The 14,095-nt window shown below is 47.3% G+C and carries 12 protein-coding genes; 4 read left to right on the top strand and 8 right to left on the bottom strand.

The window, feature by feature from the left end; all coding sequences use genetic code 11:
• Positions 1-4 precede the first annotated feature (4 nt).
• The 3 genes from AB4Z30_RS19160 to AB4Z30_RS19150 are packed head-to-tail and all read right to left on the bottom strand — an operon-like array spanning position 5 to position 2,906.
• A complete protein-coding gene (locus tag AB4Z30_RS19160) occupies positions 5-991 on the bottom strand; it encodes a gluconeogenesis factor YvcK family protein (protein WP_145335930.1) in 987 nt (328 codons plus the stop codon).
• 13 nt (positions 992-1,004) lie between these two features.
• Positions 1,005-1,904 (bottom strand): RNase adapter RapZ, encoded by a 900-nt coding sequence (rapZ, locus tag AB4Z30_RS19155; protein WP_090924789.1) that lies wholly within the window; start codon positions 1,902-1,904, stop codon positions 1,005-1,007.
• Between the two features lie 51 nt (positions 1,905-1,955).
• Positions 1,956-2,906: an ROK family glucokinase gene (locus AB4Z30_RS19150; RefSeq protein ID WP_123066169.1), complete on the bottom strand. Its 951-nt coding sequence runs from the start codon at positions 2,904-2,906 to the stop codon at positions 1,956-1,958.
• Positions 2,907-3,269: 363 nt separating this feature from the next.
• Here AB4Z30_RS19150 and AB4Z30_RS19145 point away from each other — a divergent pair, with 363 nt between their 5' ends.
• The 4 genes from AB4Z30_RS19145 to AB4Z30_RS19130 are packed head-to-tail and all read left to right on the top strand — an operon-like array spanning position 3,270 to position 6,725.
• Positions 3,270-4,238 (top strand): ABC transporter ATP-binding protein, encoded by a 969-nt coding sequence (locus AB4Z30_RS19145; protein WP_441929100.1) that lies wholly within the window; start codon positions 3,270-3,272, stop codon positions 4,236-4,238.
• 1 nt (position 4,239) lies between these two features.
• Positions 4,240-4,977, top strand: coding sequence for an ABC transporter permease (locus AB4Z30_RS19140; RefSeq protein WP_441929099.1), 738 nt, complete (start codon positions 4,240-4,242; stop codon positions 4,975-4,977).
• A 9-nt stretch (positions 4,978-4,986) separates the two neighbouring features.
• On the top strand, positions 4,987-6,126 hold the full coding sequence (locus AB4Z30_RS19135; RefSeq protein ID WP_441929098.1) for a sensor histidine kinase: 1,140 nt from the start codon (positions 4,987-4,989) through the stop codon (positions 6,124-6,126).
• Positions 6,123-6,725 carry a response regulator transcription factor gene (locus tag AB4Z30_RS19130; RefSeq protein ID WP_441929097.1) on the top strand — a complete coding sequence of 201 codons (603 nt, stop codon included), beginning with the start codon at positions 6,123-6,125 and terminating at the stop codon, positions 6,723-6,725. The genes AB4Z30_RS19135 and AB4Z30_RS19130 overlap by 4 nt, the downstream gene beginning before the upstream one ends.
• A 228-nt stretch (positions 6,726-6,953) precedes the next feature.
• Here AB4Z30_RS19130 and AB4Z30_RS19125 read toward each other — a convergent pair whose 3' ends face one another.
• The 5 genes from AB4Z30_RS19125 to AB4Z30_RS19105 all read right to left on the bottom strand — a co-directional run bounded on the left by AB4Z30_RS19125 (position 6,954) and on the right by AB4Z30_RS19105 (position 14,053).
• Positions 6,954-7,985, bottom strand: a complete 1,032-nt coding sequence (locus AB4Z30_RS19125) for an AI-2E family transporter (RefSeq protein ID WP_441929096.1) — start codon at positions 7,983-7,985, stop codon at positions 6,954-6,956.
• A gap of 164 nt (positions 7,986-8,149) precedes the next feature.
• On the bottom strand, positions 8,150-9,109 hold the full coding sequence (gene trxB / locus AB4Z30_RS19120; protein ID WP_441929095.1) for a thioredoxin-disulfide reductase: 960 nt from the start codon (positions 9,107-9,109) through the stop codon (positions 8,150-8,152).
• Between the two features lie 171 nt (positions 9,110-9,280).
• The gene (locus AB4Z30_RS19115; RefSeq protein WP_441929094.1) at positions 9,281-11,023 is read right to left on the bottom strand and encodes a tetratricopeptide repeat protein; all 1,743 of its coding nucleotides are present in this window, start codon (positions 11,021-11,023) and stop codon (positions 9,281-9,283) included.
• 208 nt (positions 11,024-11,231) lie between these two features.
• Positions 11,232-12,977: a hypothetical protein gene (locus AB4Z30_RS19110; protein WP_441929093.1), complete on the bottom strand. Its 1,746-nt coding sequence runs from the start codon at positions 12,975-12,977 to the stop codon at positions 11,232-11,234.
• Positions 12,978-13,099: 122 nt separating this feature from the next.
• On the bottom strand, positions 13,100-14,053 hold the full coding sequence (locus AB4Z30_RS19105) for a sugar phosphate isomerase/epimerase family protein (RefSeq protein ID WP_441929092.1): 954 nt from the start codon (positions 14,051-14,053) through the stop codon (positions 13,100-13,102).
• Between the last annotated feature and the right edge of the window lie 42 nt (positions 14,054-14,095).

Genomic DNA, 14,095 nt, shown 5'->3' with positions numbered 1-14,095 from the left:
GACTTCACCTCTTCCGTAACATCCAATTTTGAACCAATTGATAAATATGATGACTTAGCTTATCAGCATCATGACGCAGATAGGTTTTGAACAGAACAAGGGTGTCGGCGACAACCTGATATCCTGAACTTTTCAGCACATTCATATCGAGAACAACCGGCTTTGCTCCTTTTTCCGCATACTTATTTTGCACTTGCAGCGGAATATCACCATTATTAACAATCACATAGTCAAAGAGCTGATGACCAATATGCTCATGAACGGCTTTAAGATGATCGCTCACCGTATAATTATCGGTTTCTCCTGGCTGTGTCATCACGTTACAGATAAACATCTTTACTGCATCGGTTTCGACAACCGCCTCTGCCAGTTTGGGCACAAGCAGGTTAGGAAGGATACTTGTATAAAGACTGCCTGGGCCGATCAGAATTGCATCCGCCTGACGTATGGCTTCCACAGCCTCTGGCAACGGCTCCACGTGATCCGGTTCAAGGAAAACACGTTTAATGCGTCCGCCTGCCTCCGGAATTTTGGACTCGCCCGTAATAATCGATCCATCCTCCATCTCGGCATGTAACACAACAGCCTGACCCGCTGCTGGAAGCACCTGACCCCTAACGGCAAACACGCGGCTAAGCTCCCGCACAGCGGTCACAAAGTCGCCTGATATATCCGTCATTGCAGCCAATATCAAATTACCCAGGCTGTGGCCTGCAAGCCCCGCACCTGTGTTGAAACGATATTTTAACATATCCGAAAGCAGTGGTTCAACATCTGCTAGCGCGGTAAGCACGTTACGAATGTCGCCAGGAGGCGGCATTTGCAGCTCACTACGCAGGATGCCTGAACTTCCACCATCATCGGCAACCGTAACGATGGCCGTGATATCCATCGGCTTCTCTTTTAAACCGCGTAACATCACAGATAATCCGGTTCCGCCGCCCATAACAACGATTCTCGGACGTTCTCTCCGTGGTCCGGCCTCTTTCATCCCTTCACCCTCTTCAATGACGGTCCCGGTCAGCGTCGCGATGGCTTACGGTAACAGCTTCAGTCTCACTGCTTCCGAGCATTTTGCCCAAATATTCCGATATTGCTACCGAACGATGCTTGCCTCCGGTACAGCCGATTCCAATAATAACCTGGCTTTTGCCTTCCTTCCGGTATTGCGGAATCAGAAAATGCAGCATATCCAGTAGCTTGGTCAGAAACGCTTGCGTTTCCGGCCATTTCATAACATATTCGTACACTTCACTATTTTGTCCTGTATTCGGCCGCAAATGATCAATATAATGCGGATTCGGCAAAAAACGAACATCGAATACGAGATCCGCATCAATCGGAATACCGTATTTAAATCCGAAGGACGTTATATTCACGGATAACATCTGGCTCTCCAAGTGAGAGAACCGTGAGATGATGCGCTCCTTCAATTGAGCAGGCTTCATTGTGCTGGTATTCAGCACCTGAGTTGCCGAATTTTTGAGTTCTTCCAGCATCTTGCGCTCCAGCTTGATGCCGTCCAGCGGCATGCCTTCCGGAGCAAGCGGATGTCTACGTCTACTCTCTTTATAGCGCTGAACCAACACAGAATCTGTCGCATCCAAAAATAAAATCTCACAGTGGATCGTAAAATGATCCTTGATATAATTCAAAGACTCGGATAATGCCGTAAAGAATTCACGTCCCCGCAGATCGATGACCAGCGCTACTTTACCGATCTTACCATTGGACTGTTCGATCAGTTCTGCGAATTTGGGAATTAAAACAGGCGGTAAATTATCTACACAGAAAAACCCCAGATCCTCCAGGCTCTGCACAGCTATCGTTTTACCCGCTCCGGACATGCCGGTAATGATAATGAGCGTGGCGCCTGTGCCTGGTGAGCCTTCACCGTCAAGCATAAATGTCCCCTCCTTATCATATTGCTGTCGGATTATCGTGTTACGAGTTTACTACGAACGCAAGAGGAGACCTGCCGCACCTACGATACCTGCATCATTACCCAGCGTTGCTTCCAAAATCTGAACTCCCTGTTGTAGCGGTTCCGGTGTCAATTGAGCAAACACGGTGCGAATCTCATCAAACAGGAAGTCTCCCGCCTTGGATACACCACCGCCAACAATGAACAATTCCGGATTCAGTACAGCGGCTACGGTTGCCATGGATTTGCCCAAATAATACGCTGCACGGTTTACAATCCGCAACGCCACTTCGTCGCCCGCTTTGGCCGCATCAAATACTTCCTTGGCAGCAATTTTGTCTACCAAAGCAAGGGAAGTATGGTCACCACGCTCTACAGCATCCTTTGCCATACGGATGATGCCCGTTGCAGATGATACTGTCTCAACACATCCCATTTTACCACAGCCACACTTGATCGCTTCCAGATCAGGCACCACGCTGATATGGCCCAGTTCCCCTGCCATACCCGAGAAACCTTGATAAATTTTACCATTCAGGATAAGGCCACCACCAACGCCTGTACCGAGTGTGAAGCACACACAATTGTCTACACCCTTGCCTGCGCCAGCCCAAGCTTCACCGAGAGCAGCAACGTTTGCATCGTTATCTATTTTGACAGGCTTGCCCAGACGTTCTTCCAGAACCGAACGAATGGCTACATTCCGAAATCCGATGTTAGGAGCATGAACAATAATCCCCTCGCGTACATTTGTGAAACCGGCAACTCCTGCACCGACACCTTCAAGCTGTTCCCAGCTGTATGGTGATTCGGCTACGATATGACGGACATACTTCTCGATGTTGGCGATAACCGTGTCAACGCCCTGGTCCACTTCAGTCGGCCCTTCATACGTATGCATAAGCTGACCTTGATCATCACATATACCGACCTTGATTGCTGTTCCGCCGAGATCGACCCCAACGTAGATTTTCTCAGACATGCTGCAAGCCACCTTTATCTATCTAAAATAGTTTAAGTCCTACGTACCAACTATAATTGAAGGATACGCCGGGGTCAAGACGAGAAGACCTCACGCGCAACATGCTTTGGCAAGGTTGTGAACGTCATCACACACCATATTTGAATACGCATACACCCTCCTCTTAATCTATTAAAACGCTATGCTCCCTGCTTCCCTATTAGAAAGGGAAGCCTCAACTCATGATATTTCAGCATCACTCGTTCCATTCGTAAAAAATGACAATTGTCATCTGATATTCATGACAATGATTACTAAACCCTTCACGTTCCCACAGTTAAGATGAATGTATAACATTCGATCAGAAGAAGGACGTGACCATACATGAACTCCCACAATAACGTGATACAACTGGATAATGTCAGTAAACAGTTCGGAAAGAAACAGGCTGTCCGCCAGGTTTCACTCCAGATCGCACAAGGTTCGATTACAGCTATTCTCGGACCTAACGGTGCAGGCAAAACAACCACGATCAAAATGATGCTCGGTCTAACCAGCCCTTCTTCAGGCGAGATTAAGATACTTGGATTGCCTCCAGGTCACAAGCAGGTGCAACAACGAATCGGTGTCATGATGCAGGATGTCAGTGTCATGGATTTCCTCACCGTACGTGAGATCATTCGCATGGTACATAGCTATTATCCGTCACCGCTAGATACAGCAGCTCTTGAGAAATTAACCGGGCTCTCCCCGGCTGATTTGAATCGGAGAGCAGAGAAGCTATCTGGGGGACAGAAGCGTAGTTTGAATTTTGCCTTGGCTATGACGGGGAACCCCGATATTCTTTTTTTCGATGAACCCACAGTTGGCTTGGATTCTGAGACCCGCAGGCAATTCTGGTCACAGATCCGTACACTCGCACAGCAGGGTAAAACGGTGGTCTTCACCACGCATTACCTCCATGAAGCCGATGAAGTGGCTGATCGAATTATCCTGTTCAATGAAGGAGCTATTGCCGCCGATGGAACGCCGGAGCAAATTAAAAACGGGATGACTAAGCGGACCTTATCCTTCACCTATATCCCTCCCCTTAATGGCGGCAGCCGCGAATCGGCTCATACAGAAAATGATGAAACAGCCGCGGCCGCCAATCAGGCCATGATTGAAAAACTGTCTGGAGTGGACCAGGTGCTATATCGACAAAACCGCTGCATCCTCCAAAGCCAAGATACAGATGCACTGATTCGTCAAATTATAACGATGCAGCTTCCGGTTCGGGACATCCGTATTGAAACGGGACAACTGGACGATGCCTATGCATCTATGCTGAATAACGTGAAGGAGGAACAATGATATGTCGATGTTAATCGCTCAATCCCGTGCAGAGATGATTCGTATGATCCGTAACGTATATTTTGTGTTCTGGTCTTTGCTGATGCCCGTTCTGTTTTACATTCTATACACACGTATATTTACAACCGATGCTGTGGATGCCAAGGAATGGAATGCACACTATCTCATGTCGATGACCTGCTTTAGTGTGATGGGATCCTCCATTATGACACTCGGCATTCGCCTTGTGCAGGAAAGAGCCCACGGCTGGGTCACCTACCTGCGAGTCACACCGCTACCGAACTCTATTTATTTCGGCGGCAAGATGATCGGCCAGACCTTCATCCACTTATGCTCGATTATCGTCATCTTCACATCTGGTTACTTGATTAACGGTGTCTCTCTCACCTTCTCACAGTGGGTCAGCTCTGCACTCTGGATTCTTGCCGGTTCCCTTCCTTTTCTCGCCCTCGGCACCTGTATAGGCACGTTACGGAGGGTAGATACAGCAAGTGGATTAAGCAATGCCTTATACCTTTCTCTTGCCCTGCTTGGAGGCATGTGGATGCCGCTGAATGTGATGCCAGACTGGCTCGCACAGATTGGCCGCTGGCTTCCCTCCTACAGTTTTGGCAATGGTGCATGGAGCATCATCGGCGGTGGGGTTCCGCAATTGCGGGACATCCTTCTTTTAGGAGGTTATCTGGCGGTATTTATGTTACTATCCACATATATCCGCAGCAGACAGAAGGAGGCGTAACTTCGGCACATGTTTCAAGGATTTGAGCTTTTCCCTAAACGATTCGGAATCTATCCATACATATGGATGATCTATTTAGCCATGCCCCTATACTACCTGACGAACGCTCATGGACATGAACAATATATCGGAATAACCGCTTTTATCGCTTTTGTCTTGACCTATCGACAGCTGTATATGACAGCAGGGAAATTTATTTTTTCCTATTGGCTCATTCTGCAAATGTTATGTGTTCTGATTCTGACTCTGATCATTGATCCAAACATGTTTTTTCTTGGATTTTTCACAGCGAACTTCATCGGATGGTACACCGAAAAGCGACTCTTTCGATTATTTTTATTGGTATTTGCCATTATTCAGACGATCCCGATCGCTATGGCAATCGCTTTTAACCAGCTCAGCGCTGAGCAACTCTTGTTCTTTACTCCATTTTATATCATCATGCTGATTTCTCCCTATGGCATTCGAACCATGCTGGATCGTCAGCAGCTCGAAGCTAAACTTGATGAAGCTCAGCAACATATCAGGGAGTTAATCAAACGGGAAGAACGCATGCGAATAGCCAGAGATCTTCATGATACGATGGGGCATACCCTATCATTGATCACATTAAAGAGTGAGTTGGTGACCAAACTGATCGCCAAAAATCCAGAACGAGCAATTCAGGAAGCACGCGAGATTGAACGCACCTCCAGGGCAGCTCTTCGTGAAGTGCGCCAACTTGTCTCCGATATGCGAGCGATTAGTATCGCAGAAGCATTAGCCGATGCCAGAGAGATGCTACGAAGCGCAGATATCGAGTTACAACTGTCTGCTCAGCAAGAGACCTGCAGCGATGTACCTGATCTAACGCAGAATATGGTCAGCCTATGTCTACTTGAGGCTGTGACTAATATTGTGAAGCACAGCAAGGCAACCTGGAGCCTGATTTTACTGAAGCGAGAAACGGATGGGATTTATATTACAATTCAAGATAACGGAACAGGCATTTCAAGTGATCAGCATCCCGGCAATGGTCTAAAAGGCATGTCGGAACGGCTTCATCTGATTGATGGATCTCTCCAGATCGACTCCGATACTAAAGGCACCCGGCTGGCACTTTTCTTTCCCATCGTTGCAAACAAATCGCAAGGAGGTGCGTCCGTATGATTCGTATTTTGATCGTGGAGGATCAGCGTATGCTTCGAGGGGCTTTAGCCTCCCTGCTTGATCTTGAGGATGATTTTGAGGTCATTGGTGAGGCCGGAAACGGGGAGGAAGCCCTGCAGCGTATCATTTCACTACAGCCCGACCTGTGTCTGATGGACATTGAGATGCCTGTCATGAGCGGTTTAGATGTTGCTGAACGGATGCAGCAGCTTGGATTGAACTGCCGCATCATCATTCTCACAACCTTTGCGCGCCCCGGATTTCTGGAGCGGGCTGTACAGGCAGGCGTGCAGGGCTACTTACTTAAAGACGAACCCAGTGACCGCCTTGCCGAAGCTATCCGCCGTGTCATGAATGGAGGCCGTGAAGTGTCACCAGAGCTTGTGTTTGGTGCAGCCAAAACATTCAATCCGCTCACAGAGCGAGAAAAGGAAGTATTGAAATTAGCCGCAACTGGTATGAATGCCAATCATATAGCCGCTTCACTGCACCTGTCTTATGGAACAGTACGTAATTATTTGTCGGAGGCCTTTGCCAAACTGGATGCCAAGAACCGGATGGAAGCCGTTGCTACAGCGGAGGAAAAGGGCTGGCTGTGAGCACAGACTTTTTTGCTCCAAGGAACAAGAACTTCTCTTCGTTCGGTATAGAATGGTATACATTTTTACATCATCGCGATACGTTTCTAATGCGATAATGATTCGAACTTTGCTTCATTATAATACCTCCCTCTTCAGGGGCAGGTATAACAAATAAACGCCTTCCAGTGAAATACTGGAGGCGTTTATTCTTTTTTCCCAACCATTCAGCGAACTCTTGAAAATCAGTTACAGCTTGGTCTCTACACGCACTGGTTCGTCGGTCTTCTCCATCTTGTTTACATCCAGAATATCCAGCATGAAGACAAAGATCGGAATACCAATAATCAAGCCCCAGATGCCGAGGAAATGCTGCGACAGAATCAACACGATAAAGGTGTAAAACATCGGCAGCTTGGTCTTGTGTGCCATCAGCTTTGGATTCAGGAAGTATGTTTCCAGAGCATGAATAATGATGATGATGATGATCACGATGATACTCATCTGCAGTCCGCCCATTTGATACCCGATCAGACAGAGCGGCACAAGCGAGATCATAACCCCTGCTACAGGCACCAGACTGAGCAGGAAGACCATAATTGTTAACGCGAACAAGTAAGGGTAACCCAAGATCCACAATCCGAGCATCGTCAGCACCGTATTAAATACGGCAATCAGTAGCTGAGCTTCAATAACTTTACCGAAAGAAGATACAAATTTGTCGCCCAAGTATGCCACTTCATTATAAAACCAGCCGATTTTACTTGTTTTAAACTTGGACGTGAATTTATAGATTTCTTTTTTCTGCAACAGGAAGAACAGGCTCAAAATAATAACCAGCAGGATGAATTCCAGCCACTTACTAAAGGCAAAAATGTATTTCAGTGCTTCGTTGGTATAATTTTTAATGTCGAAGGACTGTAGATAACCAGCGATCTTGGAGGCAAAATTATCACCATCCGCCGTGTCGAGAAATTTCATAATCTCGTTGGTTAACTGCACAACTTGATCCACAATTCGTGGTGAATATCTGGAAATACCAAGAACAATTCCGGCTATCACAATCATATACAGCAGAATGACCACGACTTTATAGTCGATTGAAAAAAATCGATTCAAACCTCTCGTAATGAGATGCTGCAACCTGTTCATGACGTAAGTCACCAGGAACAACAGCAGAATCATATGAAGCATACTCCCCATACTGAACAAAATTAAACAGAACAACAGCAGAATCAGAAAACGTCTAACCGTTGCATTCTGAAGCCAATCTTTTATCATTTCCCCCAACACCTTCACCTCACAGCTAATATACCCCTTATGTATACGAAATCATGCCCACCATCGTTTCAAAAAAAGAGAAGCCCTCCGGCTTCTCTCAGTTCATGAGACTTCCCGTTGTCTCTTATAACTATTTATCACTTGCCATGAGGCTGTCATGCATATTACTTATCCAGCGTTTCGCTCCAATCGTGTACGACGCTTCCCTCCAGAAACTTTTCACAATCCATCGCTGCCATACAACCTGATCCTGCAGCTGTAATGGCTTGACGATATTTCGTATCCTGAACATCACCACATGCAAATACACCTGGAATATTGGTTTCTGTTGTTCCTGGCTTAACCACAACATACCCATGCTCATCCAATGTAATGGCATTGCCAAGAAATCCAGTGTTTGGCGTGTGTCCGATTGCAACGAATACACCATCTGCTTCGAGCAACTCTTCCTGACCAGTTTCATTGTTGCGCACCTTCAACCCTTTGACACCCGTTGCTTCAGGTACAACCTCAAGAGGTGTACGGTTCAAAGCCCACTTCACCTTCTCGTTGCTGCGAGCACGGTCCTGCATAATCTTGGATGCGCGCAGTTCATCACGGCGGTGAACCAACGTAACATCTGTAGCAAAACGAGTCAAAAAGCTCGCTTCTTCCATAGCAGAGTCACCACCGCCCACCACAACGATCTTTTTACCACGGAAGAAAAAACCGTCACATGTTGCACATGTGCTGACTCCCCGACCTACATTCTCCTGCTCTCCCGGAATACCGAGATAGCGAGCCGAAGCACCTGTAGAGATGATGATAGAGTCTGCTTCCAACTCACCGATACCGCCAACATTCACTTTGAAAGGCTGCTTACTGAAATCAACCTCTTCCACCCAGCCATTCTTAAATTCAGCGCCAAAACGCTCCGCTTGCTTCCGCATGTTGTCCATTAATTCAGGGCCCATAATTCCTTGCGGAAAACCTGGAAAGTTCTCAACTTCTGTAGTCGTTGTCAATTGCCCGCCCGGCTGAAGACCTTCAATCACAAGCGGATTCAGATTCGCACGAGCCAGATATATCGCTGCTGTCAGACCCGCAGGTCCGGTTCCGATCACAATCGTTCTGTATTTAGACATATAGATACAGCCTCCTTCATCAGGTTGAGATGTGTAATGGTCGCGAATAATTTGCCAAGATAATATCCTACAGGCATTTTGAGACCTATTCGTTAAGTTTACCCGTTTTCCCGGTTAATGTATCCTTCTTTTCAAGAGAACAATGCTTTCAAGCTGAATTACAACGTGGATCTAACCATTTGGCGGGGTTGTGCTGCAGATCTGATTGAGCTGTCTCGCATATTTGCTGACGGTCGATGCAGATATGCCATAACGTTCAGCAACGCTTTGATACGTTACTGGCCGGCTACGATTTTTTGAAGCCAGATACTCCAGTCCTGCAGCCCAGCCTTCAATCTGTTTGGAACCGGACAGATCCGGACGCATCCTGGAGACATAATCTGTCCAGATCCGCTCCATCTCTTGCTGCAGTTCGGCTCTCGCCTCAGACATCTGAAGCGCCCGATCAACAACAGCCTGCCAATGGGGAGATGCTCCTGTTTTGGTCTGTTTCTCCGTGATTCCCGTCTTACCCAGCTTATGAATAGGTTTCAGAGCCTCTGGAGTGAAAGGTAGAGACAGTTTGGCTTCCGTTTCATGATACTCGGCTCTTTGCAGATCATGCAAAATGCTCTGTGCCGCCTTGACCAAGGCAGGCTCTTCGCCAGGTTCATCAATGAACAGTTGCAGTGCCTGTTGCACCTCGTAATCACCAATCATGCCAAGCGCATGAATAACCTGCAGCTTGGTTGCCTGATCTCCATGTCGCAGCGCCCAGAAGAATGATGAGCGAATGAGTGGATCATTTTTCATCTCTTCCGGAATACCATTGCCATAGTCCTCCCATTGCTTGAACTGCTCATCAAAAGGAAGATGGTAATGGTAGCTTAACTTATTCGGCTCCTGTGAGCCTTGAAGCACTGCTTCAAGACCAGACAAATAATAACGAGCCACCTCTGAACCTGGATCGAGTTTGTTCACATGATTCCACAGCCGCTTAGCAATGTCATAACGTTCCGTGTTGAACGCCGCCACTGCTGCGTAATGCGCTAATGCCGGATCAGCAGCGGTTTCTTCAACTTTGAGCAGCCGGCGGAAATGGATGTAGGCCGCGTCGTGCTGGCCCAGAATACCCATTGTCGTAGCCAGCTTGTACACCTGCTCGTGCTGGTATGGCACGATCGTACGCAGTTTTTTGATCAACAGCAGCACTTGATCTGTTCGATTCTCATTTTGATAGAAGATCGCCAGATTACAAAGTGCGTGCAGATTGCCCGGTTCCTGTTCCAGCACTTCAGCGATAGTCTCTTTCGCTTTAGAAAACAGTCCCATATAATAATAGGCGAGAGCCAGATTATTACGGGCAGCGAGATAATCCGGATAATCGGGAGACATGCCTTCGAGCAACTCTGCAGCTTGGGCAAACTTCCCCTCTTCCAGAAACTCGCGTGCCTGATCGTGCTCCACAACACCTTTGCGTGACTTGATTCGATTTAATTTGGCCGGGCGATCCAGCTCATAATACAAAAGCTCCATCATTTCTTCGGCTTCCGTCATGAACTGCCCCTGCGTGTCTTCCTCCAGATAGGTCACCAGCGCACGCTCGGCTTCCTCGAATTGATCCATGTTGGCATAATTGTTCGCCATATAGAAATAACATTCCGTCATCGACGGATCAACCACATCCAGCACATTTGCCAGAATAGCGTTGGAGGCTTCATAATCCCCCTTTTCTGACAATATACCTGCCATATTACAATGATTCACCGGGTTATCCGGCTCGTACTCAACAGCTTTACGAAAATATTTCAATGCCTTGTCGACATGATTACGGTCCAGCGAGCGGACAGCTCTTTCAAAAAAGAAAGAAGCATCCAAGTGAATCGGTATAATATTGGCAAGGTGACCCTCGGTCCGCACTAGCTTGCCCTTCATCTTCCAAGGCACCTCCTCTTTGCTTTCATTCATACTCTTCAGTATACCACATCTTTAGGCCCTCTTCGCTATATGTAGTTTCATGTCGTTTATGAAAAAAATACAAAAAATAGAGATGGTATTTCATCCCGATTAGGAATGAAACATCATCTCTATTGAGGGTTGTTGGATAATTCATGTATCTACATGAAGAGTGAAGATTAATCCTTTATTTTGTCAGCGACGGTGAAAGCGTTATATCCAGCGTTTTATCAAACGGAGTCATGAAATTAACCAGCACAATCTTGCAATTCTCAGGCGTCTTAGCTTCACGAACGTTTGCAGCCAGATGTCCCATCTCGCCTCCATCAATCTCAAGCCAGTCTTCCCCGCAACTGTAACGCAACTTGCCGCCTTTCCACAGAATGCTTCCATCACTGGTTTCTATGCCATCCTCACAGCTAAGCTCGCCTTCATTTCCGAATACAAAGGATAACTGCATCATGATGTCCTGCGGCTCCTCTCCGGTCAGATGCATCGTCCAACCGCGATCTGTCTCCAGCACCTCAGCATCAACACGGAATGTCTGCTCGTGTGTAAGTGTACGGGTCTGATGTGGAAGCAAATACCATGGGCTGATCGATGAGGAAGCTGTAGCTGGTAGATCGGCTGAAGGAATTGGTCCGTAGTATCCTTTCTTCTGTTCCCCGGTCAATCGATATCCCTGAGGCAACCGCGTCATATTTTGCATCGGTACATATCCGGGGTTGAAGTAAGACGCTAACTGAACCGCCAGCAGTCGTACCTCACCGTGTCGAAGTGCAAAAAATGGAGCTACCTCCGTCATAACGGTCACACTGGTTTCTCCATCACGAATTCGGGCAACGGGAGCACCAAAATCCGTGTGCATGCGACTGTGCGAGATTCGTCCATAATGACCTACACTCTCCATTTGGCCCACATAACGTTCACGTCCAAAATGCTCATTGAGCATCACTTCATATTGACTAGGGAGCGCATCCATTGTACCAGTAGTCTGTTGAAGCTCAGGCTCTAGCAACAATCGTACGAGCGCATTCACCGAACATACGCCTGGATCTGTCAAATCGCTGTCTGCCCAAGCAGCCATACCTGCAAAAATTGGATCTTGATCCAGTTTGGCCATAATCGCATAGGGCAAATAATACGACGACAAGCCATGTTTACTGCCCAGATCCTGGCGGCCTGAATAATCGGTCACAATTTCACCAGTAGGGTGCACGAGATATACCATCATCCGGAGGTTCAAACGTACTGGCTCCAGCAATTCAGGGCGATTCAACAAACGCGCAGCATGAATCAGCATAATATCACTCACCGCATTGTAGATCCCGTTGCTGCGTTCGGTCCACTCCCCATCAGGGGTAATATCAATCCCTTCCGCCAGCCATTGCTCTGCGCGTTGTACTGCTTCCTCTATGCCGAAGATCTCATGCAGAAAACCAAGTGCGGCACATAACACCCAGCGATGGTTTGGTGTATGACAGCCTCCCGTTAACATGACTGGAATCGTCCGTTCCAGGAACAGTCGCATATTATCCAGTACAGGCTTCAGCGGTGCCCAATCCTGTTGGTTCAGAAGTTGATATAACTGCGAATATCCTACTACAACAAAAGCTGTGTCTGGTGGGGAGTGATAGTTCGTCCAGCCAGGCGATATCGATCCATCACTGTGCTGATGACGCAACACAAACTCACTAGCAAGTCGCAATCTTTCCAGCAAGCCCTCGTCTCGATAATACTTGGAGTCCTGATTAGAAATTGCTGCTCCCCAAAAACACATATCTGTAGGTGTTCCCGTCGTATGGTTAACCCAAGCCACACCTGAAAAAGGATCAATTGTTCCACCATAGTAACGACTTTCCGAATCAAGCATCTGCCGCTCCATACCTCGTTCAGTGGCTCTGTCATTGCTTTCTACCATTTGTCTATACATCTACATTTCCCCTCCATCCCATCCATTCAATAACGTCAAAAATACAGTCGTATTCAAAAGATAAGATCAGCAGGCTGTGCGCTCTAACAGCCCAAGCCAACCGATCTTATCATTTTACCTATTTATGCTTCTAAACTCGCAAGTTTTTGCATCAGCAGATCATGACTTTCGTGAATCGCTTCCGGTTCACAGGCTGACTTCAATTCATATACCTTCACCTGTGCTTTACGGATCATGGGAAGATAAGCATCATAGAAGTGCATATCCTTACTGTGCACGTATGGACACCAGTGATCGGAGAGCCCCAGCGTTTCATGAATATGAACACCAACGATATCATCCATCAGTCCCTGCATCTCACCTACACTGTCGTACAGCCCCAATCGATCCATCATGATTGCATGTCCCGTATCGTACCAAATCCCGACCGGGGCACCCTTGAGCGCCTGGATGATCGTTTTCGCTTCAGCAAGCGTGGGAATCTGTTGCGGTCTTGAGCGTGTTTCGATCCCAAAACGGACATTCAGTCCTTTAGACACCGCTCGGTTACAAACCTCATCCAGACTGATGATAATTTTCTCAATATAACCTGCGCTCAGGGCTTCGCGCCGTTCCATTAACTCTGCCCATTTGCTGCGATATTGCGGCGAATCCGTTCCTTCCTCGCGGTACAGCTTCTCCAGATCCTTGCTGATGTCATGTGGGAAAGGCACCTCACCTGGGTGCACAACGACAGCTTCCCCTCCATAACGATGCGCATATTCAGCCGATCCAACTAGCAGATCAATGGCCCGCTTCCGCTTAACTTCATCTTCAAAACCAAGCAACACAGAGTCCGTTCCGTAGTCAGGATCAGGATCATGGGGGAATGTGTTGTGTACACTGGACACCCCAATCTCTCCGCGCTCAATCATCGGCTCAATTGTAGTGAGCATTTCTTTCGTTACATTATAGTTAAGCTCCACCCGGCGAAAGCCAAGTCCTGCAATCTCCCGTATCATGTCTTCTCCTACAGGATGTCTCCTGATATTCCAGCATGTCGAGAATGAGTATTCTCCCTTGTCAATTCCCTGCATAATACATTCCTTCTCCTTCCCCGATTGTGATGTTTGCGTGTA

Origin of the sequence: Paenibacillus sp. 2TAF8, assembly GCF_052114825.1 — a bacterium.
Classification (GTDB): domain Bacteria; phylum Bacillota; class Bacilli; order Paenibacillales; family Paenibacillaceae; genus Paenibacillus.
The sequence above is the reverse complement of the archived record's forward strand: the minus strand, read 5'-3'. Positions and strand labels throughout refer to the sequence as shown.